This window comes from Micromonospora sp. NPDC005413 (assembly GCF_040606435.1).
Taxonomy (GTDB): domain Bacteria; phylum Actinomycetota; class Actinomycetes; order Mycobacteriales; family Micromonosporaceae; genus Micromonospora.
Genome location: NZ_JBEXEV010000025.1, coordinates 36229 through 62712 on the forward strand (window position 1 = coordinate 36229; position 26484 = coordinate 62712).

Genomic DNA, 26484 nt, shown 5'->3' on the forward strand with positions numbered 1-26484 from the left:
CCTTCTCGGCAGGCCCGGAAATCCACGATGGCCGCTACCATGGGTGGCGCACGCGCGCCAAGATCAATCGTCTTAGTGATCGGCGCACAAGACGCGCGTCGCATGCCAGCCCGGCCAAGACCCATCCGCCCTGCCGCATCCCGGCGCGCTCGGTCCGCCCGACGCGACGTGCGGCAAATGACAGTGACGGTCGGCAGTGAGGGAATTGAGTGATCGAGAAGCCCGCGGCGCCTGACGCGCTGCCCCAAGAGACGGCCCCGAAGACGCAGGTCCGACAGGTCCGGGACGCACTCCTGCGGGAATTCGACGGGCTGATCGACGTCGAGGATCTTGCCAACAAGTCAACCGTCGATCGCGAGCAGGCATTCCTGTCGAGGGCACTGGCCGCGCTGACGGTCCGCGACCTGACCGGCTGCGACTCGGTAGCCGCCGCCGAGGCGGTGATCGACGGCCGGGACGACATCGGCATCGACGCGGTGGCCATCGACAAGAACGCGTCGCATCTCTGGTTGGTGCAGTCGAAGTGGAGTGACAGCGGCAAGGGGAAGTTCGCCGTTGCCGACGCGCTCAAGTTCATTGAGGGGCTTCGCCTCATCGATGCGCGGAAGTTCGACCGCTTCAACGTCCGGTTCCAGAACCTCGCGGACCAGGTCGCCGCCGTCCTCAGCAACCGAGGGTCGAGGATCACCCTGGTGCCGACCGTGATGCGGACCGAGCCACTCGCGGACGATGTCGTGCAGCGACTCTCCGACGCGCAGGACGAGTTCAACCAGTTCGGCAACATGCTCGACCAGCGCACTTACCTGGCCCGCGACATCTGGGGGGTGGTCTACAGCGACTTCGCCGAACCGCCGATCCCGCTGACCGCCAGGATGCACGACTGGATCAGGGTCACCGAGCCCTACGAGGCATTCCAGGGGATCGTCTCGGTCGCCGACATCGCTGAGTGGTACGACACTCACGAGGACCGCCTCTTCGACCGCAACATCCGCAAGCCGCTGGGCATCACGCAGGTCAACCAGGGCCTGATCGACACGCTGACCGCCGACCCGCACAACTTCTGGTTCTTCAACAACGGCATCACCGTGCTCTGCGACACGGTGGATCCCGTGTACTTCCAGCGTGCGGCAAAGCGGGCTCCGGTCACGCTCAAGCTGGACGGGGCCAGCGTGGTGAACGGTGCGCAGACCGTCCACGCGATCCACCGGGCGTTCCGCAAGGATCCCGAGGCGATCACCGACGGCTATGTGACCGTCCGGGTCATCTCGCTCAAGAACTGCCCGCCGGGCTTCGCCGACGCGGTGACCACGGCCACGAACACCCAGAACCGGGTGGAGCGACGAGACTTCGTCGCGCTCGATGCCGTGCAGCGGCGCATCAAACAGGACTTCCTTCTCTCGCTCCAGAAGACCTACGCGGTGAAGCGCGGTGAGGAGCCCGCAGCCGAAAGCGGCTGCTCGGTGGAGGTCGCAGCCGTCGCGCTCGCCTGCGCGCACCGAAACTCCGATCTCGCGGTCCGCGCGAAACTCGGCGCGGAACTGTTATGGGAGGAAGGCTCCCAGGGCGCCTACCACCTGCTGTTCAACGCCCAGGATCAACCTTCCGCCTACCAGATCTGGCGCAGCGTCCTCGTTCTGCGGGAGGTCGACGCCACGCTCTACCGCACGGCGAAGAACCGGCAGGCGCGGGCCGAGGCGATCGTGGAGCGCGGGAACCGGCTGATTGCACATATCGTCTTCCAACACCTGGACCTCGACGGCATCGACGAGCCCGACACCGACTGGGACGCGGTCCTCGCCCAGGTGCCAGAATTGGTCCAGCGTGCCACCGACCTGCTCGTTCACCACGTCGACGCCGAGTTCAAGAAGCAGCTCGTGTCCAGCACGCTCTCCGAGCCCGAGCCCTGTCGCATCCTCGCCGGGCTGGTGCTGCGGGATCTGCGAAGCGGCGCCCCGGTTCCCGACTTGCCGCAGGAGTACCGACCGGTGCGGAACGTCCCGAGGCAGCGCAGGCGCAACGCCGTCCCCACCCTGGTCGACGCCAACCGGCTTGCCGAGGGCACGCCACTGACCTTCCGGGCTATCGGCCAGCCCGAGCGGGAGGCGATGGCCGCCTGGCTCGCCGCAGATCCGGCTCGGTCTACCGCAACGTGGGTCAACCAACGGGTGCGACCACTGCTTTGGGCGGCCGACGGGAAGCGTTACTCCCCCTCGGGGCTGGTGCAGAAGATGTGGCAGTTGGCGGAGTGGAGCAAGGCGCCCGTCGCGGCCCAGGGGCCTGCCCGGTGGTGCGACGCGGAGGGGAAGTCCCTTTGGAGGCTGGCCCAGGACAGCCGAAACGACGACGACCTCAGCGAGGACGCATGAGCGCCATCCATCATGAGGCCACCTTCGGCGACGGGATCGTCGCTTCTCTCCTCGCCGGCGGATGGGAGCTCGGCAACGCCGCCGATTACCGCCCCGATCTCGGCTTGGACACTGGGCAACTCTTCACCTTCATCGGCGCCACCCAGGCCGCCGAGTGGGAGGACGTGGCCACCTCCTACGGCGGTGACCGGGACGCCGCGCAGCGCGGGTTCGTCAAGCGCCTCGACCAGGCGATCGCCACCGACGGGCTGCTCGATGTGCTCCGTAAGGGTGTGAAGGACCACGGCGTACGCATCCGGGTCGCGTACTTCAAGCCGTCCTTCGTGGAATCGGACGAGATCCTCGCCGACTACCGGCGTAACCGGCTCACCGTCGTGCGGGAGTTGGCGTATGCCACGAAGCAGGCCGACCGGGGCAACCGGCTGGACCTGGCCCTGTTCCTCAACGGCATCCCAGTGGCCACCGCAGAGCTCAAGAACCCTCTGACCGGCTCAGGGGTCGAGCACGCCAAGGAGCAGTACCGGACCGAGCGCGACCCGACCGAGCTGATCTTCTCCCGCCGGGTGATCGCCAACTTCGCCGTCGACCCCGACCGGGTCTTCGTCACCACCCAACTGCGCGGCAAGCCGACCCGCTTCCTACCCTTCGACACCGGCTCGGAGGGCCCGGGTCGGCCGGGCGGCAAGGGCAACCCGCCGGCCACGGAGTACGGGAAGTACGCCACCTCCTACCTGTGGGAGGAGATCTGGCAGCGGGACAACTGGCTCGACCTGCTGGAGCGCTTCGTCCACCTGCACAAGGAGAAGGGTGCGGACGGGCGTACCCGAAAGTCCTTGATCTTCCCCCGCTACCACCAGTGGCATGCGGTGAAGAAGCTGACGGCGCACGCGGCGCGGCACGGGGCCGGGCACAACTACCTGATCATGGCCTCGGCGGGGTCGGGGAAGTCGAACACCATCGCCTGGCTCAGCCACCGCCTGTCGTCCCTGCACGCGAACGGTGACGTGGCCAAGCTGCACCCGGACGCGGTGCGAGCCGGCCTGCAGCCTGGCTCGCCTGTCTTCGACAAGGTCATCATCATCACCGACCGTCGGAACCTCGACGCCCAACTCCGCGCGACGGTCGGCAGCTTCGAGCAGACCGCCGGACTGGTGGTGAAAATCGACGAGAACCACGGGTCGAAGTCCGAGCAGCTCGCGAAGGCCCTCGGGCGCGAGACGGGGAAGATCGTCACCGTCACGCTGCACACGTTCCCTGCGCTTGAGGAGTACCTCAAGCAGAATCCGACCGAGATCCAGGGCCGGCGGTTCGCGATCGTCATCGACGAGGCGCATTCGTCCCAGTCCGGCGATGCTGCCGCCTCGGTCCGCGCGGTGCTGCGTGACCTGGGCCTGGACGCCGACTCCGACGACCCGGGCGCGACCAGCGCGCCGGCCGCACCTGACGTCGAGGCACAGCTCAAGGCCAACGCGCGCAAGCGGCAGCGGGCCGCGAACCTCTCCTACTTCGCGTTCACCGCCACGCCGAAGCACAAGACCCTCGAAGGTTTCGGCACGCTCGGCGAGGACGGGAAGTACCACCCGTTCCACACCTACTCCATGCGGCAGGCCATCGAGGAGAAATTCATTCTCGATCCGCTGCGCAACTACGTTACTTACAACACCTACTGGAAGCTCGTCAACGGCAACCCCGAGGAGCGGAAGGTGGACCCGGCCAAGGCGAACCCGCTGCTGGCCAGGTACGCGCTCACCCACGACTCGACCGTCGCTCAGCACGCGCAGGTGATCGTCGAGCACTTCCGGACCCACACCGCCGGAAGGCTTGGCGGACGGGCGAAGGCGATGGTAGTCACCGCGGGTAGGCCGCAGGCCGTACAGATGGCCCGGTCGATCAAGAAGTACATCGGCGACCTGGGCTACCCCGACCCGGGAGTCCTGGTGGCGTTCTCCGGCACCCTCACCTACGACAACGAGGAGATCACCGAGGCGAAGGAGAACGGCGGGCTGCCCGAGACTGCCTTGCCGAAGGCGTTCGCCTACACGCGCGCCGACGACAAGTCCGCACAGGCCGGCGGAGCCGGGCAGCCCGAGTACCGGATCTTGGTGGTCGCGGAGAAGTACCAGACCGGCTTCGACCAGCCATTGCTCACCACGATGTACGTCAACAAGACGCTGACGGGCATCGCCGCCGTGCAGACCCTGTCCCGGCTCAACCGCACCGCCGACCGCAAGAGCCAGTCCGACCTGGCGGTGCTGGACTTCGTCAACGACGCCGAGGACATCAAGGAGTCCTTCCGCCCGTACTTCGAGGAAGCCGCCACCCTGCCCTCGGACCCTAACCTGCTCTACACCGCGCAGAGCAGGGTGATGTCCGCGCCGGTTCTCGTCGACGAGGAGATGCAGGCGTTCGCGGCTGCTTACCTGGCCGCCCAGCGGCAGGCCGCCGGCAACACGGCGAAGTGGGAGAAGCTCCACGCCGAGCTGTACCGGCACCTCGATCCTGCGGTGACCCGCTTCGCCGACCTGCTCAACGGCGACGACGAGGACGACCAGGAGACAGCCGAGACCTTCCGGGCCGACCTGAACGACTACGTCCGCAAGTACAGCTTCCTCTCCGGCATCGTCACCTACATCGACGCTGAACTGGAGCGCCTCTACCTCTACGGGCGGCACCTGCTCAATCGGCTGCCCCGCGGTGAGGACGGCGGCGTGGACATCGGCGAGGTCGACCTGAGTCACCTGCGGGTGGAGAAAACCGGTGAACACGACGTCAGCCTCGTCCCCGAGGGGCCGGCTGACATGAAGGGCTTCGGCGACGGATCCGGCAGCGCCAAAGAGACGGAGAAGTCGCTGCTGTCGGAGCTCATCGACCGGTTCAACCAGAAGTACGGCACCGAGTTCACCGAGCAGGACGTCATCAAGCCCTTCAACGAGGCCCTTGCCGACCCGAAGGTGCGGCTGGCCGCCGTCGCCAACGACGAGGAAAACTTCGGCCACGTCTTCGACCCGGTCTTCGAGGACAAGATGATGGATCACTTCGACACCACGGCCGACCTGGGACGCAAGTACTTCGACCCGCAGCAGAACTTCCGCAGCTCGCTCAACCGCAGCGCCCGCAGCGCCGCCTGGCGGCTGATCCGCCGGCAGGAGGGGGTCGTCAACGACGACGCGGCCTGACCGGCCGTGCCGCCGCGGCGCCAACGTGACGCGCCGCGGCGGCAACTTCTGGACGATGATCGGTTTGACCGCAACACTGACCATCTGGCTGGGACAGTCGCAGGGGTGGAGGCAACGTGCGGACAGAGCCGATCGCCGGGCGATACGAGAGGGTCGAGGAGATCGGCTCCGGCGGCATGGGGCACGTGTGGCGCGGCTACGACAGTGTCCTCGACCGTGAGGTCGCCATCAAACTCATCCGCGTCGAGGCCGTGCAAACCCCGCAGCAGGCGGAAGAGTTCGCCAAGCGATTCCGCCGCGAGGCCCGCGTCACCGCACGCATCCAACACCACGGCGTGCCCCAGGTGTACGACGCGGTCCTAGACCGCTCCTACGACCGGCTCTACCTGGTGATGGAGTTCGTCCGTGGCACCGCCCTACGGGCCTTTATCGACCCACAGCATCCGCTGCCGGTCACCTGGGCAGCCGCTATCGCCGCGCAGATCTGCACCGTCCTCTCCCACGCCCACGCCATCCCCGTCGTGCACCGCGACCTCAAACCCGACAACGTGCTGGTCACCGCGGATGGGGCGATCAAGCTCCTCGACTTCGGCATCGCCGCCATCCTGCGCACCGACGTCACCCGCCTCACCGCAACCGGCAGCGCCCTCGGCACTCACCACTACATGCCGCCCGAGCAGATCCAGAACGCACAGGTCACGCCACAGAGCGACCTATACGCCCTGGGCTGCGTCCTGCACGAACTCCTCGCCGGGCAGCGGGTCTTCGCCGGCGGCAGCGACTTCGAACTGTGGCACCAGCACGTCACCGAGCCACCACCACCTCTGCGGACGCTCCGCCCCGAGGTGCCCGTCGCGATCGAGGAACTGGTCCTCGATCTGCTGGCCAAGGCCCCAGAGGACCGGCCGACGGACGCCTACGACGTCTACGAGCGGCTGCTGCCCTTCCTGCCCCTACCCGGAGCGGCACCGCCCGCCTCCGAGCGCGCGAGCAGCACCATGCCCGACCCAACGCTGGTGTACCGCCGACCCAACGCGCCCCGACGCCGGCCCGCGCCCGACCCCGTCGTCCCGGCGCCGCGCAGTGGCACGTCGAGCGCCGATCCGGCGGCGATTCTGCGGACCGAGGTTCGAGACGCGATCAAGGCCGCCGTTGCCCAATCCGATGAGCTGCTGGACGACGAACGGTTCGCCCAGGCTGCCGAGGTGCTCGAGGGCGTGATCGGCCCCGCCAGCGAGGCGCTCGGTGCTGAAAGTCCACGCGTGCTCGTTCTGCGATCACGGCGAGCGGCCATTCTCATCATCGGCGGGGACTTCCGGCGCGCGCTGCCGGAGTTCGACGCCCTCGCCGCCGCGTACACCCGTACCGCTGGCCCCACCAGCGAGGACGCCTTGGAATGCCTCCGGCAGGCAGCCCATTGCCGGGCGGAACTCGGCCAGGCCACTACAGCCCTGCGCCAGTTCCGGCAGGTGCTGACGCACGTACGTGCCGCCTCCGGCGACGTCTCCCCCACGGCTCTCGACCTACGTTTCAACATCGGCATACTGCTGGTCTCCGAAGACAAGCCCGCCGAGGCCGCGGACGAGCTGCAACCGCTGCACGACGACCTCTGCGTGGTCTACGGCCCAGACCATGAGCTGACCCGGGAAGTCGCCGACCTGCTTGCTCGGCTCCGACTCGCCGCCGACGGATAGTTCCGCCACCGCCGTCTGCTCAGGTCTCCCCCGCGTGTTGGCCGGGGTTGCTCCCGGCCTCGATGATCTCTATGCTTCCTGGGCGTCAAGAGTGGTCAGCGTCAAGCCTCCCGGCTTGCTGACCCGGCAACCGCGCCACCCGCGCACGGTGCCCCCGGGGGAAGACCAGGCCGACCGCAAGCTGCGGTACGGCAAGAGCGGGTGCCTCGGGCACCGGAGAGCGAGTTCACCGTGCCATTCGAAGAGCTGGACCTGGCCGCTTTCGCGGTCTGCCTGACCTGCGGGCACCTCCGCGACGGTGCCCCGCGCGAACAGCGGTGCCGCTGCCAGCCACGTACACCGGAGTGGGAGCGGCAGTGGCAGGGCCAGGACATCCCCAGTGACCTCGCCCTGTGCCTGTTGTGCGTCCGAGAGACCGTGACCACCCGAACCCGGTGGTCGTGGCTGGCCTGCGAAAGCTGCCGACACGTCTCGCAGGTCGTCGGCGAATGGTACGGCCACCGCGCCGCACTGCCGCTGGGCCGGCACTCGATCATGAACGGCGACGTGGTCCAACCGCAGACGGCCACGACCACCGTGGTCGCCGCCTCGCTGGTGGCTTCCGCGCGGCGTGGTAACGAGCTGCGCGAGTGGCAGCAGGTGGAGTTCGACCGGCTCGCCGAGCCACTACGCCCAGTCGGACCAAGTGTGCCGCTGGTCGAGTGGCAGCGACGGTGGCCGCCCTCGCTCGGAGCAAGCGTCGACGCTTTCGAGCGCTACGGCGTCATGCCCGTCCCCAACGACCTCAGCAGCCTCCGGCAGGCGCAGAACGAATTCTTGGCCACCGCTCGTTGATCGCCAGTCCAGCCGGCTGCTGTTGGTGGTAACCGATCTCGCCAACAGCAGCCGGCTGGTCATCGCCCATCGACGGTCCGGTGATAACGGGCAGCTCGGATGCCACGCCGTTCGATAGCATCCGGCCATGATGGACAGTAGCGGGCAGCGACGTCGGTGCCCAGTGGTCGAAGCATGACCATCATCAGTGGTTGGCCGGCGCTGACCGTGGCATTGAGCAACAGAGCCTCGCCAGCGAGATTGTTCATTCAGGAGCGGTTCGGCCGCTGGCAGGCCCTGCAGGCACGGTATCGGGAATCCGTGGGCTCCCTTGTCGTGCCTGGGAGTCAGGCGAACCCTGGCACCATCGGCTCGGCCTTCGACTGGATGGTGCGCTTCATGGTGCATCCCAGGCCGGACCTGCGCTTGGCGCTGCTCGGCGCGCGCACTCCCCCGCTCCGGCACGCGGTCCACGAACTGGCACGCACGCTGAATTACCTCCAAAGCGGCGACAGCATGGGGACCTCCCGGTTCACCGGGCCGGCCGCAGGCAGCGAAGCCGACCATCGACTCGTTGCCCGGGCCTGCTGGGCGCTGGCGCTCCTCACCGACCTGTACCGGGTCGGTCCGACACCCGGATCCCCGTTGATGGCCCTGGCCCCAAGGTCCATCACCGCCGAGAAGCTACTTGATCTCGCCCCATCCGCGGCCCTCGACGAGCTCCAGGCTCTGCGCGCCTTCGCCGAGCGGAGCCTCCTGCCGTCCCTGTCGGCGCGGCATGGCGCTTGGGCCCTCGGGCCGACCTTCGCCGGATCATCGCTGATGAACGCCGACGCCGACCTGATCGCCGCAGGTCTGCTGCTCGAACTCAAGACGGGCCTCGGCAGCAAGCGCCGCGATGGGACGCGGCGGTCAGCATTGGAAGCGCCGACCATCATGCAGCTGCTCGGCTACGTACTGCTGGACTTTCCTGACGAGTTCGCCATCGAAGCCGTCGGCGTCTACAACGCCCGCTACGCACACCTGACGACGTGGCGCCTACCGGAACTCCTGGCTGAGTTGGCGGGCCGGCCCGTTGATCTAAGGGAGGAACGTGTGGCCTTCCATCAGCTGCTCGCCAGGGGCGATCACGTTAGTCCTCACGTCGGAGACCATCTATGTAGCCCTGGATGAGGGCGGACGCGTCGCGGAAGTCGAGGTCGAAGAACTCGCGGTCCTTGCGGACCCGGTAGTGCGCCAATCGATCGTGCAGCTCGGCCTCTACCGACGGAGCATCCGCGACCACCCACAAAGCGCGCACGCCATACGGGATAACAACGCCGGTCGCCCGGTTGATCTCCCTCACCCTCTCCTCGACGGTCCGCTCTGTGTAGCCGATCTTCAGCATCCGAGGTTGCTCGCGAGTCGACAGCACGTAGATGTAGCCATCTCCTGGCGTTTCACGCGGCTGTTCCCCGACAAGTCCGGCCAGATGGACCTGCACGACAGCGTCAGTCAGTAGCGTGAGCTGCATCGCAGCGGTGGCATCGTCGCCATCCCTGATCGCGCTCCGTAGGCGACCGAGCGCATCACCAGCTTGTAGGCAGCGCTTACGTCCGGGGCGGCCCAGCTGTTGCCACACGGTGAACCAGTCCCACTGGTCCTGCCGGTGACAGCGCGAGTAGAGCCCTTTGACTTCCGACAGGGCCTCCAGCAGTGAGGCGTTGGACTCAATCGGGTCGTTCTGCAGGTAGCTCAGCACGGCCGCTACCGACTGCCGTCGTTTCTGCTGGACCTCGGGCTTGACGGGGGCCATCCCGAAGCCCCACTTCTGCACGACCTGCACACGGTGGTCTTGAACTGGAGATGCCACGACCGCCCTCTCCTCCCATAGCTGCATGCGCCGTCGGATGCGGCGATCCCGGCCACCTCAGCAGCGGCCGGAATGAGGGGGAAGAGTATCCAACATGACTCGCTGGCCGCGGAGCCGGAGCCCAGGCGGGAGGCCGCCCGTCGGCGGCGGAGAACAAGCGACTCTGGGCCGAGAGGGCCGGGCGAGCAAGACTGATCTTTGCGACGTCTACGGCCCAGACCGCGAGGACACTTGGGAGATCGCCGACGCACTGACCCGCCTCCGGCTCACCGGCCGGGGGTAGGTGACAATGGCCAGGCTGTTCCACCGCCCCGGATCATCGCGACGAGTCGCTGGCGGCGTTCGTTGGAGGAGGAGTCCGTGGGGTTGGCAGCAGACTCGGATGCTGTCTCTGCAGCCAACGCCGTTCGCGCGTCAATCAGCTTCGACGAGCTACGCATCGTCGGGGATGCGCTGTACTGGCTGGAGTCCCGTCCGAGCTCCGGGAGCGGCCCGGCCCTTGTGCGGTGGTCGGCAACCGACGGCGCGGCCGACGTAACTCCATCGAGGTTCGGCGTGACCAGCGGTGTGCACGCCTACGGTGGTGGCACATTTGCCCCAAGCAGTCACGGGGCGTGGTGCGCCGGCGCAAACGGTCTCTACCGGGTGAACGGGGGCGACGTCAGCCTCGTGGTTGAGGACTCGTCATCCTTCGGTGACCTCACAATCGGTGACGGCGAGCTACTCGGTGTACGAGCGAGGGCTGCGCCGAGGTGCCGTTGCGTCTGCCTGGGCTGGCCGAGATCTTGGAAGCAGTGGGCGAGTTCGTCGGCCAGGTAGGCCGCAGTGAAGTACCGGATCCAGGGGCGGTTCCTGCCCGCTCGGACACGGGCAAGCTGCCGTTCCGCGACATCGAGGTGGGCGGCGCAGGCCGCTTCACGCCCGAGGCGGGCCTGGGCGCGGGCCGCCACGGCGTGCAACGCGGCCCGCACGCCGTCGTGGCGTTAATATCGCTACCCGTCAACGCAGCGAGCGCCATCCGGGGCGCGAGCAGTCCGGCGGCCCGACCGCTTACCGGGCAGACCAGCGGTGACATCGCGAACTTCGGAGGGCATGCAGGGGCCGTAGGACGCCGGCCGATCGACATGCCGCAGCGCCGTGCGCCGACATTGTCGGCAGATGCCGACGTCAAACTGTGACAAAACTTCGACATTGTGGTCCTGCCACGGGCTGCCGCCACGCTCGACAATGGGCACCTGACGATGCTGCCCGATCTCGCAGCGACCATCGGCCGCACTGGTGCTTGGCCAGATGCTCGGCGCTGCTCGGCCGGCCCGAAAGATTGTCACAGGTGGCAGCTATCGTCTGCACACATCGTGACTGCGCATCTGCAGTAGACCGGGGGTTAGCGATGGCTGACAGCGACGAGACAAAGGCCGCCCACCGCGAGCTCGGCCGCCGGCTCGCGCAGTTTCGCAGGGCTGGCGGTCACACCCAGCACGACCTGGCGCGGCTCGTGCAGTACGGCCGCAGCTCCGTGGCGAACACGGAGACCGGTCACCAGCACCCGGACCGCGCCTTCTGGGCGCGCTGCGACACCGTGCTGCAGACCGGTGGCGTGCTCGTCAGCGAGTATGACCGCATCACCGAGCTGAACCGTCAACGACGACGCTCATCGGCGATCCAGGAGGCCAGGAGCACGTCGGGGCCCGCGACGCCGATCGACGCTGGCCACGACGCCTTTGTAGCGAATGGCGGTGCTGTTCTATGGGAACGCGAGGACAGCATCGATGCCCGCCGGCTGGCGCTGAAGTCCTCCGTCGATGACAACATCCGTCTCACGTATCTGGAAAACGAGGTCCGGCAGGCGATCGCCGACAACGAGCGCCTCACCCCGCTAATCCTCATAGCGCGTATGCGACCGCTGCGCTCCTACGTTGACCAGCTCATGGCAGGCAGGCAGCACCCACCACAACGCGCCCGGCTCTACGCCGTCGCCGCTCACCTGTCCGGACTTCTCGGCGCACTCGCCCTCGACCTCGGCGCTTTCGGCGCGGCGCACGCCTACGCCGCCGAAGCGTTCGACCTCGCCGAGGCTGCCGAGCAGTCCGACGCGCAAGCCTGGGCACGGGCCACGCAAAGCCTGATCGCCTTCTACTCCGGCGACTACCATGACGCGCTGGCCTACGCCCAGGACGGCCTGCGCCGTGGCGGCACCAGCGGGCACCGCATCCGCCTCACGATCAACGGTCAGGCGCGGGCCCTCGCCCGTCTCGGCGACCGGTACGGCGTCGATCGTGCCGTTGACCACGCATTCACCATGCTGGCCGACTACCCGGCCGGCTCGTCGGTCAGCGCTAGCCTCGCCCTCGGCCCGTACTGCCCGGCCAGGACCGCGGCCAACGCGGCGACCGCCTACCTGGCGCTCGGCCGTACCGCAGGCGTCACCAACCACCTCACCACCGCGATCACCGCGTTCGACACCGCAGGGTTGGCTGGTCCGCGTGCACTCTGCCGCCTCGACCTGGCCACCGCGCACCTGCATGCCGACAGTCCCGACCCCGAGGAAGCAGGCGCACTGGCGGTGGAGGCGCTCACCCTCACCGCGGACCAGCGTTTCGAATCGGTCCACCAACGCGCCCGTCAGTTCCTCGCCGCCGCCCACCCCTTCGCCCGCCACCCGCAGCTACGGCACGTCGCCGACCTGCTCGCCGACCGCACACAGGTCGCTGCCACCGGACAGGCCGCTCTACCATCGCTGTCATGAGCAGCCGGGAACTGGCCAGCCTGCACCAGCGCTGGACCGCCTACCAGGACCTGCCCGAGCTCACCAACCACTGGTACTGGCGCCCAGGCTGGCGGGCCGACCGCCAGTTCTACACCTGGCACCTCACCTTCGAACACCAACCTGAACTCCATCACCTCGTCACCGACGTGCAGCGCCAACTCACTCTGCCCGGACTGGACTTGGTGCCGCTCGACGGGCTCCACCTGACCATGCAAGGTCTCGGCTTCACCGACGAGGTCACCACCAGCGACATCGGAGCAATCGTCGCCGAAACCCGGCGACGCTGCGCCGGCCTGCCGCCGCTGGAGCTGTCACTTGGTCCGGTCGACCCCGACGCCGAAGGAATCGGCATGCTGGTCCGTCCTTGGGACCGGGTCGAACACCTGCGCGCCACCATCCGCGATGCCATCGGCGTGGTGTGGCAGACCGTGCCGGAGGCCGCAGAAGGATTCCGGCCGCACGTGACGATTGCCTACAGCGGCTCGGAAGCACCGACCGCACCAATCCGCGACCGCCTCAACGCCTTCCGTCACCAGCCGTCCGCCCGGGTGACCATCCGACAGGCAACGCTGATCGCGCTGCGCCGCGAACACCGCAGTTACCGGTGGACGACGGTAGCAACCGTGCCCCTCGGCGCGTGATGCGCCGAGACGCGCTGGCCGTGCTCCACTTGAAATGAACCTGCGATTCGGCGGCGAGGACACCACATCTTGTAGGTCCACTGCTGTACTGTCCCCATAGCTTGTATTGGTCGTGAACCCAACCGGGAGATTTCATGCCGGAAGCCGCTGCGATGCCGAACAGTGGACGCACCACGCGAAAGATTCCTCGTATCCGCCGGGCGGAAACGACTCGCTTCACCGTCGACGACCAGAAGGGTTACCTGACTACCGCCGATGCGGAGGACGGCTCCGTTGGTGAGGTGACGATCCGGATGGCGAAGCAGGGGTCCACCCTGGCCGGGATGATGGACGCCCTGGGCGTTGCGATCACGCTCGGCCTTCAGGCCGGCGCGCCAGCAGAGGTGTACGTGTCGAAGTACTCCAGCATGCGGTTCGTGCCGGCGGGCCGCACGGACGATCCCGAGCTGCCGATGGCGACGTCGATCATGGACTATGTGGCAAGGCGCGTGGCCCTGGACTGCCTGCCCCCGGAACGTCGGGTGAGGATGGGCATCCTCACGGCGGCTGAGCGCACCGCGTTGGCCGACGAGGATGCTGGCTGGGTCGACTTGCCGGGTTTGGCGATGTCGGCTCCGCATGGGCTGCATCAATAGAGGCAGGACGGGTTGCGCTGCGAGGCGTGACGGATCCGCGCCAGCGGTAGGCGGCGACCTCGTTGCCGCGGCGAAGGGTGCGTCACGCGCACGCAGAACCAGGTTGGACCGGGCGCACACGCCGCCTGCAGTGTCAAAGTCAGGCGTCAATAGTTACTCACGGTCGGGGCAGGGTTCGCTCCAGTGCGTGCGGGAAGCGCTGCTTGAGCTCGGCAAGCCGGCCGAGCACGCACCGACGCCGGTCCTGACTTCCGGCGTACAGGGCGGAGCCGCCGTACGTGTCGCTGGTGGCCCATTCGGCTTGAGTGCGGCCGTCGTCAAGCGTCTTGCCGTAGACCGTTTCGTACAGTTCGGTCGACGGGAACGGCATGAAGAAGTGGTGCTTCTGCCGGTTGTGCCGAAGGACCGCCAGTTCGGTGACCAGCTGGCAGGTCTGCTCGCTGTCGTCGTCGGTCTCTCCGGGAAGATCGTGAATCCAGCTCGTCAGTTGGATGATGCCGACACGGTCGAGCAGCTGGCAGGCGGCCCGGGTGTCGGCGACGGTCGCGCCTTTGCGGAGCACTTTCAACATCCGGTCGGAGCCGGATTCGCAGCCGAGGAAGATCGCGGAGAAGCCGACCGCGTGGAGCCGTTCCAGGTCTAGGAATCGGGCGAGGTGGACCACGTCACGGGTTCGCATGTTCGCCCGGAGCTCGATGCGGACGCCGTCGCGTTCGAGGAGTTCGACGATCTCCACGACGCGGTGGATGTTGGTGGAGAAGTTGAGGTCGAGCAGGCTGATCTGGTCGGGTGAGTAGGTGTCCCACAGGTGACGCAGCTCGGCCACGATGCGTTGCGGCGCGAGCGGTTTCCATTTCCTGGTGCTGGTGGTGGGTTCGGAGCAGAAGGCGCAGGCGTAGGGGCACCCGTAGCTGGTGATGTACGACAGGTCCCTCATCGCGGAGGTGTAGTACCGGGTCGGATCGATGAGGCCGTAGTTCACCGGCGGTAGCTGGTTCATGTCGCCAACGAACTCGTAGGTCGTCTTGACGGTGTTCGGTGTGATGGCGCCGGATGCGGCGATGGCGGTGCGGCCGTCGAGAAAGGCGAGGTTCGGCAGGTCGCCGATCGTCTCCGGGCTGAGGCGCTGACCGGCGGCAAGTCGCTGGGCGAGCCCGAGCGCGGCGGACTCACCGGGCCCGGTGACGACGACGTCGGCTAGGCGTTCGCGCAGGATGGCGCGCCAGGCGAGGGTCGCGTGGTAGCCGCCCCAGATGATGGGTACCTGGGGTGCGGCGGTGCGGACGATGTCGATGGCGGCCAGGACGTTGCCGATGCTCGGGCCGGTCATGCAAGTGACGCCGACGAACAAGGCTTCGGTGGCGTGCTTGGCCAACCGGTCGCGCCAGTCGTGGTCGACCTGGCAGTCGATGATGCACACGTCGAAGCCGTGGGCTTCAAGGACTGAGCCGATGGTCAGCACCGACAGTGGGTGCCAGGCATAGTTCGATTCCGCGGTGGACAGAGGGTCGACGCCAGCGAACAGCACAATCTTGTGCACCTGTCTGTTCCTCTCGCTGAGTACAGTCGCTGCGCGCGGGCCGCGCCGGCTCGTGTCGCGACTCTGGCTGGATGGTGTTGCCGGTGGCTGGAGGCGGTGCTGCGGGCTGGTCATTCAATATGTCTCCCGCAAAGAGCTGGCAAATGTCGTTGCGGTGGCGAGGGCTTGGTCGAGGTCCGCCACGATGGTGACGTCGGGCAGCATGTCGAAGGAGCACAGCGGTGGACCGATCATGATCACGGGAATGCCGCGGGAGAGGGCCGCGCCGAGCTCGACGCCCAGGCCGTGGCTGCGGCGGTGTTCGGCGAAGGCGATCATCAGGCGGGAGCGGGCGACGTCGGTGAGGCAGAGCCGGGCGGCGACCTGATTGAGGGCGGGTCCGGCGTCGAACTGGCAGCTGGCTCGGGTCAGCGGATCGATGTCGAGCCAGCGGCTGGTGGACACCAGTGGCGGCGGCAGTGCGTCCCGGATTCGACGGGTCTGGTTGCGGTATCGCAGCGTGGCGGCGAGGTAGACACCTGCCTGACCTGCGGGTATGGGTTCGGGTTGGTCGGGCGGGATCGGGGCGTCGGGCTCGGGGCGCAGGTCAGGCAGGCCTTCCGCTGGCCAGGCGTTGGTGGGGCACATTCGGGCAACGCCGTACGGGATCATCGGCGAGTAGGCGTACTGGGCATCGTCAGCGAGGCGCGGCAGGCCGATGGCGGTGCGGTCGAGGTTGGTCCGGGTGTCGTCGGTGGCGAGCGGATACAGCAGAACGGGCTGCTCATCGCGGATCAGGCGTAAGGTGCCGTACTGCTGCGGCTCGCCGCGTACGACGCGCTCACGGTCGGTCAGCATGGCCAGGTGTCGAGGGTCGGCGCTGCCGTGGTGTACCGCGTCGGCGACGGTGGGCAGCAGGGCGCGGCGTTGGTCGTTGAGGTGGTCGGCGTGCTGCAGCAGCAACCATGCCGCATCCGCAGCGGCCGGCCCGATTGGCCAGCCGTATTCGGCGATCACGTCGACCGCCTGCCGGCCAGCTGTGGTGGCGAAGGCGAGGTAGCCGGCGAGTTGGGATGTGGTGGTGGTCAACTCGGGGACGAGGTCGGGCAGCAGGGTGAGCGGTTGCGGCCAGTCCGGATAGCCGAGTGCGCGGCTGATCTCCTCGTCGAGGGCGGGGCGGCCGAACAGCGAGCCGAGCGCGGCGGTCAGCAGGGCCTGCTCGCGGCGGGCCAGTGCCGTGAGGTCTGCGTGGGCGATGGCCGTGGTGGCGGTCTGGGTCATGCGGTGCCTCCGGTGTGCTGGGCGGCAAGCGTGTGGGCGGTGGTGAGGTCGGGCTTGCCGGCCCCGGTGCGGGGGATCGCCGGTACGCCGACGACGATGGTGGGGGCCTTGAATCCAGCCAAGTGGGCGCGGGCGTACTCGCGCACGTTCTCGGTGGTGGTGCCAGGGGACAGTTGGACGAGTGCGGTTACGGTCTGCCCTAAGCGCGGGTGCGGGACGCCGAGGACGAGCGCGTCGCGGACGCCGGGGTGTCGGCGCAGAGTGTCGGTGATCTCCGGCGCATAGACCTTCTCGCCGCCTGTGTTGATGCATTCGCCGGCCCTGCCGAGCAGGAGGTAGCGCTCGTCATCGAGCAGGCGGACGTGGTCACCGGACAGCAGGTAGCGGTGCCCGGCGTGGTCGGTGAACCGGTCTGCCGGGAGTTGTCCGGACGGGTGCAGGCCAGCAGGGTGCGGCCAGCTGACCCCGATGGTGCCGGTATGACCGGGCCGAGCGGGCTCGTTGGCGGCGAAGACACGGGCGTGGCGGCCGAGAACGAACTCGCCGGTCCGCGGCACGTTGCTCGCCGTGGCCACGTTGAACCCGAGGCCGGTGGCCTCGGTGGCGCCGAGGGACTCCAGCAGTCGAACCTGCGGGAGGTGGTGCAGCAGCCTGCGCTTGACCTCGGCGGTCCAGGACACACCAGAGGACGTGATGGTGGCCAGGTCCGGTAGCTGCCAGCGGCCTGGTTCAGCGTCGAGCATGTCGACCAGGGGCAGTGCGTGCGCGTCGCCAACGATGGCGAGGCTGGTGGCGTGGTGCCGGGCGAGCCCGTTGAGGAGCCGCAGTGGCTGGAATCCGCGTTGGGTGACGACGGTGCCGCCGGCGCAGAGCGCGCCGATCGCCCGGGTAAGCCCGGAGCCGTGCATGAGCGGGCTGACGACCAACAGCCGGACCGGCTCAACGGGCGCGGGCTTAGGACCATCATGCGCAAGGTCGTGCTGGTGCCAGGGATTGTGGTCATTGAGCTGGGTGAGGACGTCGCCGACGAACCAGCGCACGGCGGTCGGACGGCCGGTCGTGCCGCCTGTGCACTTGAGCAGCACGTCGTCAGGCCTGGAGTCGAGTTGGTCCCGGTCGCCGCCGGTTTCGAGCAGTAGCCGGGCGAGGCTGCCAGCGTTGGCACGGTGGTCAACGGCGTACCAGCGACGGACTTCGGTCAGCTGGTCGCGGATCCGGTCGAGGTCCTCCTCGCTGTCGAGGTCGTGACAGACCACTGCGGGCTGAAGGTGACGCAGGAGCATGGCCAGCTCGTGGGACCGGTAGCGGTAGTTGACGCCGCAGGGTGTGGCGCCGCAGCGCATCGCACCGGCGACAAGGATCAGGTACTCCAAGACGTTCGGTAGGCAGAGCGCCACGACGTCACCGCGGCGGATCCCAGCCTGGCGCAGCCGGGCGGCGAAGCCCGCGGCGGCGGTGTCGAACTGTCGCCAGGTCAGCGTGTGGCCGTCGTGAATCAGTGCGGGGAGGTCCGGCTGTTGCTCAGCCAACGCGTGCCACAGCCGGGCGAGGTCCCAGCTCATCGTCGTCCGACCCCCGCCATGACCGGTTCGGCCGGGCTACCGGCGAGGTCGTTGACGGTGGTTCGGATCAACGCCGGAAACGGGTTCCGCTCCCAGTCCCACGCGCGTGGGCTGACCCGCGGGTCGAACTGCGCGACCAGTTCTCTCAACCTGATACGCGGCGACGCGTCGTTGGCGACCGGATAGATGGCCAGCGGTCGACCGGGCTCATAGACGCTGATGTAGGAGCTATCGCTCTCGGTGGGCAGGTGCTCCATCGATGTGGCCTCGATCAGCGGTAGGTGCCAACGCAGGAACTGCCGCAGCGGCGCCCCGGCGGTGGTCGGCAGGAGGTGCAGGTGGCCGTGCTCGATGCGCCGGGCCCCGGGCGCGTTCAGCCCGTACTCGAAGCCCAGGACCGGCATGCCGTAGAGGTTGGCTAACCGGTCGGCGAGGAGTTCGGTCAGTTCGTGCACGCCGCGGCGTTCGTCCTGCGCTAGGCGGCCGATCGAGGTGGCGTGGGTGGTGGAAACGACGAGCAGGTAGCCGGGTACGAACGCGCCGATGGTCGGTACGGCGGCTGCGGTGGTGGTCCGGGCCACGACGTGCTGCTGACCGGCGAACAGGTGCTGGTTGAGTGTCCCGCCGCGACCGGTGGAGTCGATGGCGGCGCAGAGGTCACATGGAGCGGGCATGGTCGGTTTCCTCGGCGGTCGGCTGGTTGGGAGCGTTGATGTGCAGGTGGCGAGGTCGTTCGGCTGGCCGTAGGTGGGTGGCGCAGTAGGCGTGAAGCGCCTCGGTGGTCAACGGCCGGAAGGTGGTGAGCCGGGCCGAGATCACCTGGCCGTGGGTGTCGTCGGGGATCGGGATGACCTGGCAAGACCGGACTTCCGGGTGCGCGGCGATCACGGCGTGGACGCGGCCGAGCGCGACGTTGACGCCACCGACGATCGCCCGCCCGCTGGTGTCGACGCTCGTGACGGTCAGCCGACCGGTCGAATCGAGGGTTCCGTGGTCGCCGACGGTGCGCCACGCGTCGGCAGCAGTACAGGGCTGACCGGCGTAGTGGCAGACCATTCCGGCCGTGCTGGCCCCTTCGATGACACCAATCTGTCCAACTGGCGCGGGGCTGCCAGTGGCGTCGACGACCCGCAGCAGAGCGCCAGGGATAGGCCGTGCGCCTGGATGGTTCTCGTCGGCACGGGCGAATGTGCCGTCGTACTCTGCGGCCCCGTAGAACTCGGCCACGACGTGCGCGTCGACCAACTTCAGAAGTCGGGCGCTCACTTCGGGCGGGCAGGGGGCGGCCGAGTGCATCAGCGTCTGGGCACTGGTCAGGGCAGTGCGTAAGTCATGCGGGTCAGTGCCGTCGAGGAGCCGCCTGATCTGGATCGGGGCGAGGAACACCCAGCTGGGCTCCAGGGCGGCGGCGAGCTGGACCCAGGCGCGCGGCTCGAACCGGTTGAGCATCGCGACGGTGCCGCCGAGGAGCAGGTGCCGTGCGGCGAACTCGAAAGGGCCGTTGAGGTGCATCGGAGAGGCAAACATGGCTACCGTGCGCCCGCCCCCCGTACTGCCGGATTTGGGTAGGCGGCCGAGGCCGACGGCGTGCGCCTTGCGGGCAACTGTCGGCGGCTCACCGCCGGTGACGAGCGGGCGGTAAGTGCCGCCGACGATGCTGAGCAAGGCCTTCCACGGCTGGCAGGTGTGCGTGCCGGTGGACGCCCGTCGGGTCATCGCGGTTCGCAGCGGTGGAGGAGTCGCCGGATCCAGGGGCATCGGTACGCCGCCGGCCAGCCAGATCGCGGCGACATCGGCGAAGAACGCGCCGGTGGACGTAGCCGAGACCGCACAGACCCTGCCGGGTCGCGGACCGAGCAGGGCGGCTCGGGCGCGGGCCTGCTGCCAGAGCTGCGCAAAGGTCAGTGCCGTCGTGGCGTCGATGACGGCGAGCCAATCGCCACGCTCGCGAGCGTGGGCTTCCAGGGCGTCGCAAATCTGCAGGGTGGTGGACGGCGATGACGGCGGCACCGGCCTTCTCCTATCCACGGTCGTTCAGGCCGACGGGCGTCGGTGGGGTCCAGATCCCGGCGGCTTCGCGTTGCTGCTCGTCGGTGAGCCAGCCGAAGCGCAGCGCCTCATCGACGAATCCGGCTCGCCGGCCGGTGTAGTGCGGGAACGTCAGCCAGCAGCGCAGCAGGTGCCGGGCCTGCTCGACGTCGTCAGGATCGGTGTAGGCGGTGCGGGAGTGCAGCACCGTGTGGTTGTTCACGATCTGCAGATCGCCCGCGCGCAACTCCATGTCCACGCTGAGCCGGCCGGCGATGTCCTCGATGAGGTCGAACGCGGTCAGCACCACCTCGGGCAACACGACCCCGGTTACCTGCTGGGTCTCCAGCAGGGTGTGCCGCACAAACCTGGTACTGAAGTTGCCGCGGTAGAGCGAGAAGATCGGCGAGGTGAACGTGGCGGGCAGGCCAGGCACGTTGCCACCAGCCATGTGGAAGTGGAACGGCTCGTAGAGCACAGCCACCGCAGTCGGGTCACGCAGTAGCATCGTGTTGTGCACCGCGGCGGCGCAGGCGAGCCGACTCAGCCCGCCGACAGCGGCTGCGCGGCGGCACAGCAGCACCGCGGCATCCGCGCCGTCAGTGTGGAACCACAACCGCTCGGCGGTCTGGTGGCCGCGGGTGACGGCGTCGCCAAGGGGACGACCCGTGCTGCGCACGTGCCGGATCAAGTGCCGGTCCCGGCTCTGGGTGGCTATCGGCCCGAGGTGGGTAACCAGGCCTCGCACCATGACGGCGGCCTGCTGGTCGTCCATGCCGTCGAGCGGCATGCCCCGCACGACGGCGAAGCCCCGGCCGTCAGCCACCTCACGGGCGGCCTCGGCCAGGACCGGGCCGACCGACGGCAGCGGGAAGTCGTCGCGGCACACGTGCGGGTCGAAGGTCATGTCCCGACCACCGAGCCCGCGGCAGGCGGCCTCCGTGGCGTCGGCGACCTCGACGACCTGGCGCCCATCGAGGGCGACGGTGTAGTCGTCGGTCGTGAGGTCGGCGCCAGACCACAGCGGGGCGTTGTCGGCGCACAGAGGTGTGGGGACGGGGGTAAGAGGCATCGATTCTCCCGGAAGGGTCAGAGAAGGGTGACGGCGCTGGTGAGTCGGTCGGCGATCGCGTCGCCGGCGAGCCACCCGGTTTCGGCGGCGCCGATGATGCCGCCGGTAAGGCCGGGGCCATCCCCGACGAGAAACAGGCCCGGCCGATCGGTTTCCATGTCGTCGGAGACGGCGAAGCCTGGCGCCCACCGTTCCACGGCTGGGCCGTAGAGCACGTTGTGCGGGTGCAGCGCCTGCGGGCACAGCTCGGCGAGGCGATGCACGAACTGCCGCAGCAGCTGGACGACCGGCTCCGGCAGCTCGGTGGCCAGGTTGCCAGCCGCGACGTGCGGCATGCTGGGGTCGAAGCCTCGAGCGAAGTCGGTGACGGGGGTGGTGGATGGTGCACCGGTCAGGAAGTCGCCGAGGCGCTGAGCGACCAGCCCCGCGTGGCGATCGTTGATCGCGGCAACGAGACGGCGGACTTCCTGCGCCGTCAGTCTCAGGGCACGCCCTGCGGTGGCGATCACGGCGGTGTTGGAGCGATCGGCATGATGGCTGGATTCAGAGTGGCCCCCGACGAGCAGCAGCCCGTCGTAGTCGGCGGGCACCACGTCGCCTCCGTAGCAGACGCAGTGTGTGCGTACCTCCGCGCCGTTGCCGGCTTTCCAGATCAGCTTCGGGTCGCCGGCGACCGCCAGCAGCGGATCTAGAAAGTCCTTTGGTCCTTCCAGCCGGAATCCGAGCTTGGGCTGGGCGGGGTGGCGGCGCAGATCCAGCCGTTGGCCGAGCTGGTCCATCCACGCGGCGCCGACCTTGCCCGGGGCCAGCACCACGCAGCCGGCGTGTACCCAATGCGGGGGCCGATCGGGCTGATTCATCAGCACCTTCCAGCGGACGCCGGGCCGCTCGGACTCGACCACGTCGACGGCTGTGGTCTGGCAACGCACCTCGGCGCCGGCGGTGATGCGGGCCCGTAGCCGTGACAGCATCCCGGGGAGCTGGTCGCTGCCCACGTGCCGGATCGGGTAGTGCAGATACTCCATGCCCAGCGCGGCGGCCCGTTGCTGCAGGGCTGCGGCCGCAGTCCCGTCGACGCCCTGCAGCGGTGCCGGCTCACCCGAGCGGATCAGCTCGTCAATGGCGTGCTGGCGGTGCTCGACGTCCGCGACCGGGAAGCGGTGCGCGACGGTGGATCCGATGCGATGGGACAGGCAAAGCTTGCCATCGGAAAACAACCCCGCCCCGCCGAAGCCTGTCGTGATCGTCTCGTTGTTGTCCGGGTCGGTGCCGCGGGCCTCTAGCCGGCAGGCCACGTCCTGACCCCCGTCGACGATCAGCAGGCGGGCGTGGTTGGCGCGCTGGGCGCGCAGCGCTGCGAACAGGCCCGCCGGACCTGCGCCGACGATCACGACATCGAACAGTTCGTTGCCTGCAAGATCCGGAAAGCGCATCGTAGGTCCTCCTGGTGCCGATGGCGGCGCCGTTGATGTCGGGCAAGACGAATCCGCCCGGCCGGCCGGGTGTGCTGATTGGTAGTGCGGCGGCGCCGTCAAAGTGGTGGACGATCCGCCCTGGGCCTGCCAGGAGAAGCCCATTGACAATCGCCGACTTCAGCCGTTGTCGGACAGGATTCACTTCAGACTCTGACAATCCACCGACATCGACGCATCTCTCTCATTGACCGGCCCGGACCAATGAGCGGCCCTCTACGGCTACGGGCCGCAGTACGGCATGCCAGCAGGGCCGCGTCCGCCGCACTTCATCCGCGCGGTCGCCGTCATCCGAAGAGGGGCTTTTGTCGGCGAATTGTCAGACGTGGACGACGAGCCTTCCCGACATCGACAGTTCTCACCTTTAGTCACTCTCGTCGCCGCTTCCAAGTGCCGCATCCGTCTAGGGGCGTCGCGGTCAAACCGCAAAAACGGGCCCTTTCGTAGAGCAGATACCGATGAGTCATTCATAAGGTTTGAGAGAGGATCCTGGATGTTCGATCAGGACAACCTAAATCGTTACGGCTACCGGCAGGAGTTGGCGCGCCAACTCCGGTTCCGGGACCTGTTGGCCTACGGGCTGGTGTACATGGTGCCGATCGCGCCGATGGCGATCTTCGGCAGCGTGTACGCCGGCTCTGGCGGGATGGTGGCCTTGGCGTACGCGGTCGGTGTGGTGGCGTTGGTGTTCACGGCGTTCTCGTATGCGCAGATGGTGAAGGCGTTCCCGATGTCGGGCAGCGTCTACAACTACGCGGGCCGCGGCATCAGCCCGCCGGTCGGGTTCCTCGCCGGCTGGGTGATCCTCCTCGACTACGTCCTCGTACCAGGCTTGTTGTACCTGGTGGCGTCGGTGGCGATGCACGCCACGGTCCCGGCGGTGCCGGTGTGGCTGTGGCTGCTCGGGTTCGTCGCAGTGAACACGGTCGTTAACTCGGTGGGGATCCGCATGACGGCGGCCGTCACCCGGGTGATGCTCGTCGGCGAGCTGATCGTCCTAGCGGTCTTCCTGGCCATCGCTGGCTGGGCCCTCGCCTCGGGTAGGGGCCGGTTCAGTTGGGCGGCGTTCTACAACGCCGACACGTTCACCTGGTCTCTGGTGGCGGGCGCGGTGTCGATCGCGGTGCTGTCGTTCCTCGGCTTCGACGGCATCAGCATGCTGGCGGAGGAGACCAAGGGCGGCTCCCGTCAGATCGGCCGGGCGATGGCGGCCGTCCTGATTCTGGCCGGGGTGCTGTTCATTGCGCAGACGTGGCTGGCCGCGATGCTCGTCCCCGACCCGGCCTCGTTGCTGGCCAATGGTGACCCGAACGGCACCGCCTTTTACGACGCCGCCGCCGTGGCTGGCGGGGGGTGGCTGGCGACCCTCTGCGCGGTCGCGACGGCGATCGCGTGGGGGTTGCCGAACTCGATGGTCGCGCAGGTCGCCACCTCTCGGCTGCTGTACGCGATGGCCCGTGACCGGCAGCTGCCGGCGTTTCTGGCGAAGGTGTCGATCCGCCGCAACGTGCCGATCAACGCGACGCTGCTCACCGGCGCGGTGTCCCTGGCGCTGGGCCTGTACATGGCGACCCATGCGGATGGGATCACCCTGCTGTCCTCGCTGATCAACTTCGGGGCGATGGTCGCGTTCCTCGTCCTGCACGTCTCCGTCGTAGTGCACCACCTCATCCGTCGCCGCAGCCGGAACTGGTGGGCGCACCTGGTCATGCCCGCCATCGGCTTCGCCATCCTGGTGTGGGTGGTGGTCAACGCCAACATCGCCGCCCAACGTCTCGGCCTGGCATGGCTTGCCCTCGGCGTCATCGTTCTGGCCGGCCTGTACCTGTCCGGCCGCCGACCGGCCCTGTCGGGGTTAGCGCCCGCGCAGCCGCAGGCGCGTCACGTGGAGCGGGTGTGACCGGCATGGACAGGTTCACCTACCGGCCCGCTCGGGACGAGTTGGCCTACACCTTCGGTGGTCGGATGCCGGTCGCGCACGTGCGGGGCGGTGACGTGTTCACCGTCGCGACGGAGGACTGCTTCGGTGGTCTCGTTCGGGGGCCGGCGGACCTGCCGTCGCAGGTGTGCCGCATGCCGTACCTCAATCCGGTGTCCGGGCCGTTCTTCGTCGAGGACGCAGAGCCCGGCGACACCCTCGTCGTCCACCTCGCCGCCATCACCCCGGCGCGGGACTGGGGTGTGTCCTCGACGTTCCCGCACTTCGGGGCACTGACCTCGACCGCCCATACCGCCACCCTGCAGCCTCCATTGGAGGAGCGGGTGTGGGTGTACGGCATCGACCGGCAGGCCGGGACCGTACGGTTTCAGGCCACCCGCAGCGACCACAGCGTTGACCTGCCGCTGGACCCGATGATCGGCACGATCGGGGTCGCCCCCGGCGGGTTCGAGGCCCGCTCCACACTCGTGCCCGACACCCACGGCGGGAACCTCGACACCCCGCATCTGCGCGCCGGCACCACCCTCTACCTCGGGGTGAACGTCCACGGGGCGATGCTGGCCCTCGGCGACGGGCACGCCCGCCAGGGCGAGGGCGAGGCCTGCGGCGTCGGCGTCGAGATCGCCACGGCCACCACCCTCGCCATCGACGTCATCAAAGGCGTCACCACTCGGTGGCCGCGGTTGGAGACCGACCGGGACATCCTGACGATCGGTTGCGCGAGACCTTTGGAGGATGCCTACCGCATCGCCCAGCACGACCTCGTCGGCTGGGCCAGCGCCCTGACCGGCCTGGAAACCCTGGACGCTTACCAGCTTGTGTCGCAGGCGGGGCGGGCGCCGATCGGCAACGTGTGCGACCCCAACTACACCGTCCTCGCCGCCATCGACAAAACCCTGCTCCCCGCCGCCGGACCCGCGTACGGCGGGGCACATGAGCGGCTGCGGCGACTCACCGCCGGGCTGCGGTAGGAGCGCCGATGATGACCGCGTCGATCCCGCGCCTGCCGCTGCGCGATGACCTGTTCCTCCTCGGCCACGACGACGACACCGGACACCCCCACGTGCACCGGCAGACCCTCGCCCTCGGGCTCGCCGGCGCGGTCCTGATCGACCTGTACCTGGCCGGGCGGGTGACCCTCGACCCGAACGCCGAAACCCGCCCGGCCAGCCACCAACGGATACACCCGCACATCGACCGCCCGGTCGGAGACCTGATCGCCGACGCCGCGACCGCCACCATCCGCCACACCCACCCACCCCTGCGCGCCTGGCTGCGCGGGTTCTCCGACGACCTCTACGACCGCACCCTCGCCGGCCTCGTCGCCGGCGGGATCCTGCGACACCACACCCGACGGCGCCTCGGCGGCCTCATACGCGCCGACACCTACCTACCCACCGACAGCAAATGGGCGGTCATCGCCCGCTCCCGCCTGCGCTACCTCGCCGCCGGCCACGAACAACCCAACAACCACACCGCCGCCCTCGCCGGCCTCGTCGCCGACCTCGGCCTCACCCACCACCTCTACCTCGACGACGACACCGCCACCCTGACCGCTCGCCTGAAAGCCATCGCCGCGCAGCACTACCAACCGGTACGCGACATCACCGCCGCCGTCGACGCCGCCGTCGGCGACCTCGCTACCGCCGCCTACCGCTAACTCCGCC

General features: G+C 68.4%; 19 protein-coding genes, 1 pseudogene and 1 riboswitch. Of the genes and pseudogenes, 11 read left to right on the forward strand and 9 right to left on the reverse strand.

The features are described 5' to 3' along the window. Window positions 1–209: 209 nt before the first annotated feature. The 5 genes from ABZS37_RS23125 to ABZS37_RS23145 all read left to right on the forward strand — a co-directional run bounded on the left by ABZS37_RS23125 (window position 210) and on the right by ABZS37_RS23145 (window position 9222). Window positions 210–2366 carry an AIPR family protein gene (locus ABZS37_RS23125; RefSeq protein WP_355172040.1) on the forward strand — a complete coding sequence of 719 codons (2157 nt, stop codon included), beginning with the start codon at window positions 210–212 and terminating at the stop codon, window positions 2364–2366. Further along, window positions 2363–5542, forward strand: coding sequence for a DEAD/DEAH box helicase family protein (locus ABZS37_RS23130; RefSeq protein WP_355172042.1), 3180 nt, complete (start codon window positions 2363–2365; stop codon window positions 5540–5542). The genes ABZS37_RS23125 and ABZS37_RS23130 overlap by 4 nt, the downstream gene beginning before the upstream one ends. Before the next feature lie 116 nt (window positions 5543–5658). Continuing rightward, on the forward strand, window positions 5659–7236 hold the full coding sequence (locus tag ABZS37_RS23135) for a serine/threonine-protein kinase (protein ID WP_355172044.1): 1578 nt from the start codon (window positions 5659–5661) through the stop codon (window positions 7234–7236). An 83-nt stretch (window positions 7237–7319) separates the two neighbouring features. After that, a riboswitch (SAM riboswitch) is annotated at window positions 7320–7440 on the forward strand. A 27-nt stretch (window positions 7441–7467) separates the two neighbouring features. After that, complete coding sequence (locus ABZS37_RS23140; RefSeq protein ID WP_355172046.1) at window positions 7468–8070, forward strand: hypothetical protein; 603 nt, start codon at window positions 7468–7470, stop codon at window positions 8068–8070. A 174-nt stretch (window positions 8071–8244) separates the two neighbouring features. Then, window positions 8245–9222, forward strand: a complete 978-nt coding sequence (locus ABZS37_RS23145; RefSeq protein ID WP_355172048.1) for a hypothetical protein — start codon at window positions 8245–8247, stop codon at window positions 9220–9222. Here ABZS37_RS23145 and ABZS37_RS23150 read toward each other — a convergent pair. After that, window positions 9182–9874, reverse strand: a complete 693-nt coding sequence (locus tag ABZS37_RS23150) for a GIY-YIG nuclease family protein (RefSeq protein WP_355172050.1) — start codon at window positions 9872–9874, stop codon at window positions 9182–9184. The genes ABZS37_RS23145 and ABZS37_RS23150 overlap by 41 nt on opposite strands. A gap of 764 nt (window positions 9875–10638) precedes the next feature. Further along, window positions 10639–10928, reverse strand: a pseudogene (locus tag ABZS37_RS23155) (XRE family transcriptional regulator); the annotation flags it as partial. 363 nt (window positions 10929–11291) lie between these two features. On the opposite strand from ABZS37_RS23155, the gene ABZS37_RS23160 reads away from it, so the two are divergent. From ABZS37_RS23160 to ABZS37_RS23170, 3 genes are all read left to right on the forward strand, one after another. After that, on the forward strand, window positions 11292–12647 hold the full coding sequence (locus ABZS37_RS23160) for a helix-turn-helix transcriptional regulator (RefSeq protein WP_355172052.1): 1356 nt from the start codon (window positions 11292–11294) through the stop codon (window positions 12645–12647). Beyond that, window positions 12644–13309 (forward strand): 2'-5' RNA ligase family protein, encoded by a 666-nt coding sequence (locus ABZS37_RS23165; RefSeq protein WP_355172054.1) that lies wholly within the window; start codon window positions 12644–12646, stop codon window positions 13307–13309. Before ABZS37_RS23160 ends, ABZS37_RS23165 begins: the two co-directional genes overlap by 4 nt. 134 nt (window positions 13310–13443) lie before the next feature. Next, window positions 13444–13944, forward strand: coding sequence for a hypothetical protein (locus ABZS37_RS23170; RefSeq protein WP_355172056.1), 501 nt, complete (start codon window positions 13444–13446; stop codon window positions 13942–13944). Between the two features lie 157 nt (window positions 13945–14101). On the opposite strand, the gene ABZS37_RS23175 is transcribed toward ABZS37_RS23170, so the two are convergent. The 7 genes from ABZS37_RS23175 to ABZS37_RS23205 all read right to left on the reverse strand — a co-directional run bounded on the left by ABZS37_RS23175 (window position 14102) and on the right by ABZS37_RS23205 (window position 22983). Next, complete coding sequence (locus ABZS37_RS23175; RefSeq protein ID WP_355172058.1) at window positions 14102–15484, reverse strand: radical SAM protein; 1383 nt, start codon at window positions 15482–15484, stop codon at window positions 14102–14104. Between the two features lie 114 nt (window positions 15485–15598). Beyond that, entirely contained in the window at window positions 15599–16744 is a 1146-nt protein-coding gene (locus ABZS37_RS23180) for a DUF6624 domain-containing protein (RefSeq protein ID WP_355172060.1), read from the reverse strand. After that, the gene (locus tag ABZS37_RS23185) at window positions 16741–18306 is read right to left on the reverse strand and encodes an AMP-binding protein (RefSeq protein ID WP_355172062.1); all 1566 of its coding nucleotides are present in this window, start codon (window positions 18304–18306) and stop codon (window positions 16741–16743) included. Before ABZS37_RS23185 ends, ABZS37_RS23180 begins: the two co-directional genes overlap by 4 nt. Then, window positions 18303–18980, reverse strand: a complete 678-nt coding sequence (locus ABZS37_RS23190) for a hypothetical protein (protein WP_355172064.1) — start codon at window positions 18978–18980, stop codon at window positions 18303–18305. Before ABZS37_RS23190 ends, ABZS37_RS23185 begins: the two co-directional genes overlap by 4 nt. Then, complete coding sequence (locus ABZS37_RS23195; RefSeq protein ID WP_355172066.1) at window positions 18964–20316, reverse strand: AMP-binding protein; 1353 nt, start codon at window positions 20314–20316, stop codon at window positions 18964–18966. The genes ABZS37_RS23190 and ABZS37_RS23195 overlap by 17 nt, the downstream gene beginning before the upstream one ends. A gap of 10 nt (window positions 20317–20326) precedes the next feature. Continuing rightward, window positions 20327–21406, reverse strand: coding sequence for a TauD/TfdA family dioxygenase (locus tag ABZS37_RS23200; RefSeq protein ID WP_355172068.1), 1080 nt, complete (start codon window positions 21404–21406; stop codon window positions 20327–20329). A 17-nt stretch (window positions 21407–21423) separates the two neighbouring features. Continuing rightward, window positions 21424–22983: an FAD-dependent protein gene (locus ABZS37_RS23205; RefSeq protein WP_355172070.1), complete on the reverse strand. Its 1560-nt coding sequence runs from the start codon at window positions 22981–22983 to the stop codon at window positions 21424–21426. A 388-nt stretch (window positions 22984–23371) separates the two neighbouring features. On the opposite strand from ABZS37_RS23205, the gene ABZS37_RS23210 reads away from it, so the two are divergent. From ABZS37_RS23210 to ABZS37_RS23220, 3 genes are read left to right on the forward strand one after another with little or no spacing between them, the layout of a single operon-like run. Continuing rightward, a complete protein-coding gene (locus tag ABZS37_RS23210) occupies window positions 23372–24778 on the forward strand; it encodes an APC family permease (RefSeq protein ID WP_355172072.1) in 1407 nt (468 codons plus the stop codon). Continuing rightward, entirely contained in the window at window positions 24775–25788 is a 1014-nt protein-coding gene (locus ABZS37_RS23215) for an acetamidase/formamidase family protein (RefSeq protein ID WP_355172074.1), read from the forward strand. The genes ABZS37_RS23210 and ABZS37_RS23215 overlap by 4 nt, the downstream gene beginning before the upstream one ends. 11 nt (window positions 25789–25799) lie before the next feature. Beyond that, window positions 25800–26477 (forward strand): GPP34 family phosphoprotein, encoded by a 678-nt coding sequence (locus ABZS37_RS23220; RefSeq protein WP_355172140.1) that lies wholly within the window; start codon window positions 25800–25802, stop codon window positions 26475–26477. Window positions 26478–26484 lie beyond the last annotated feature (7 nt).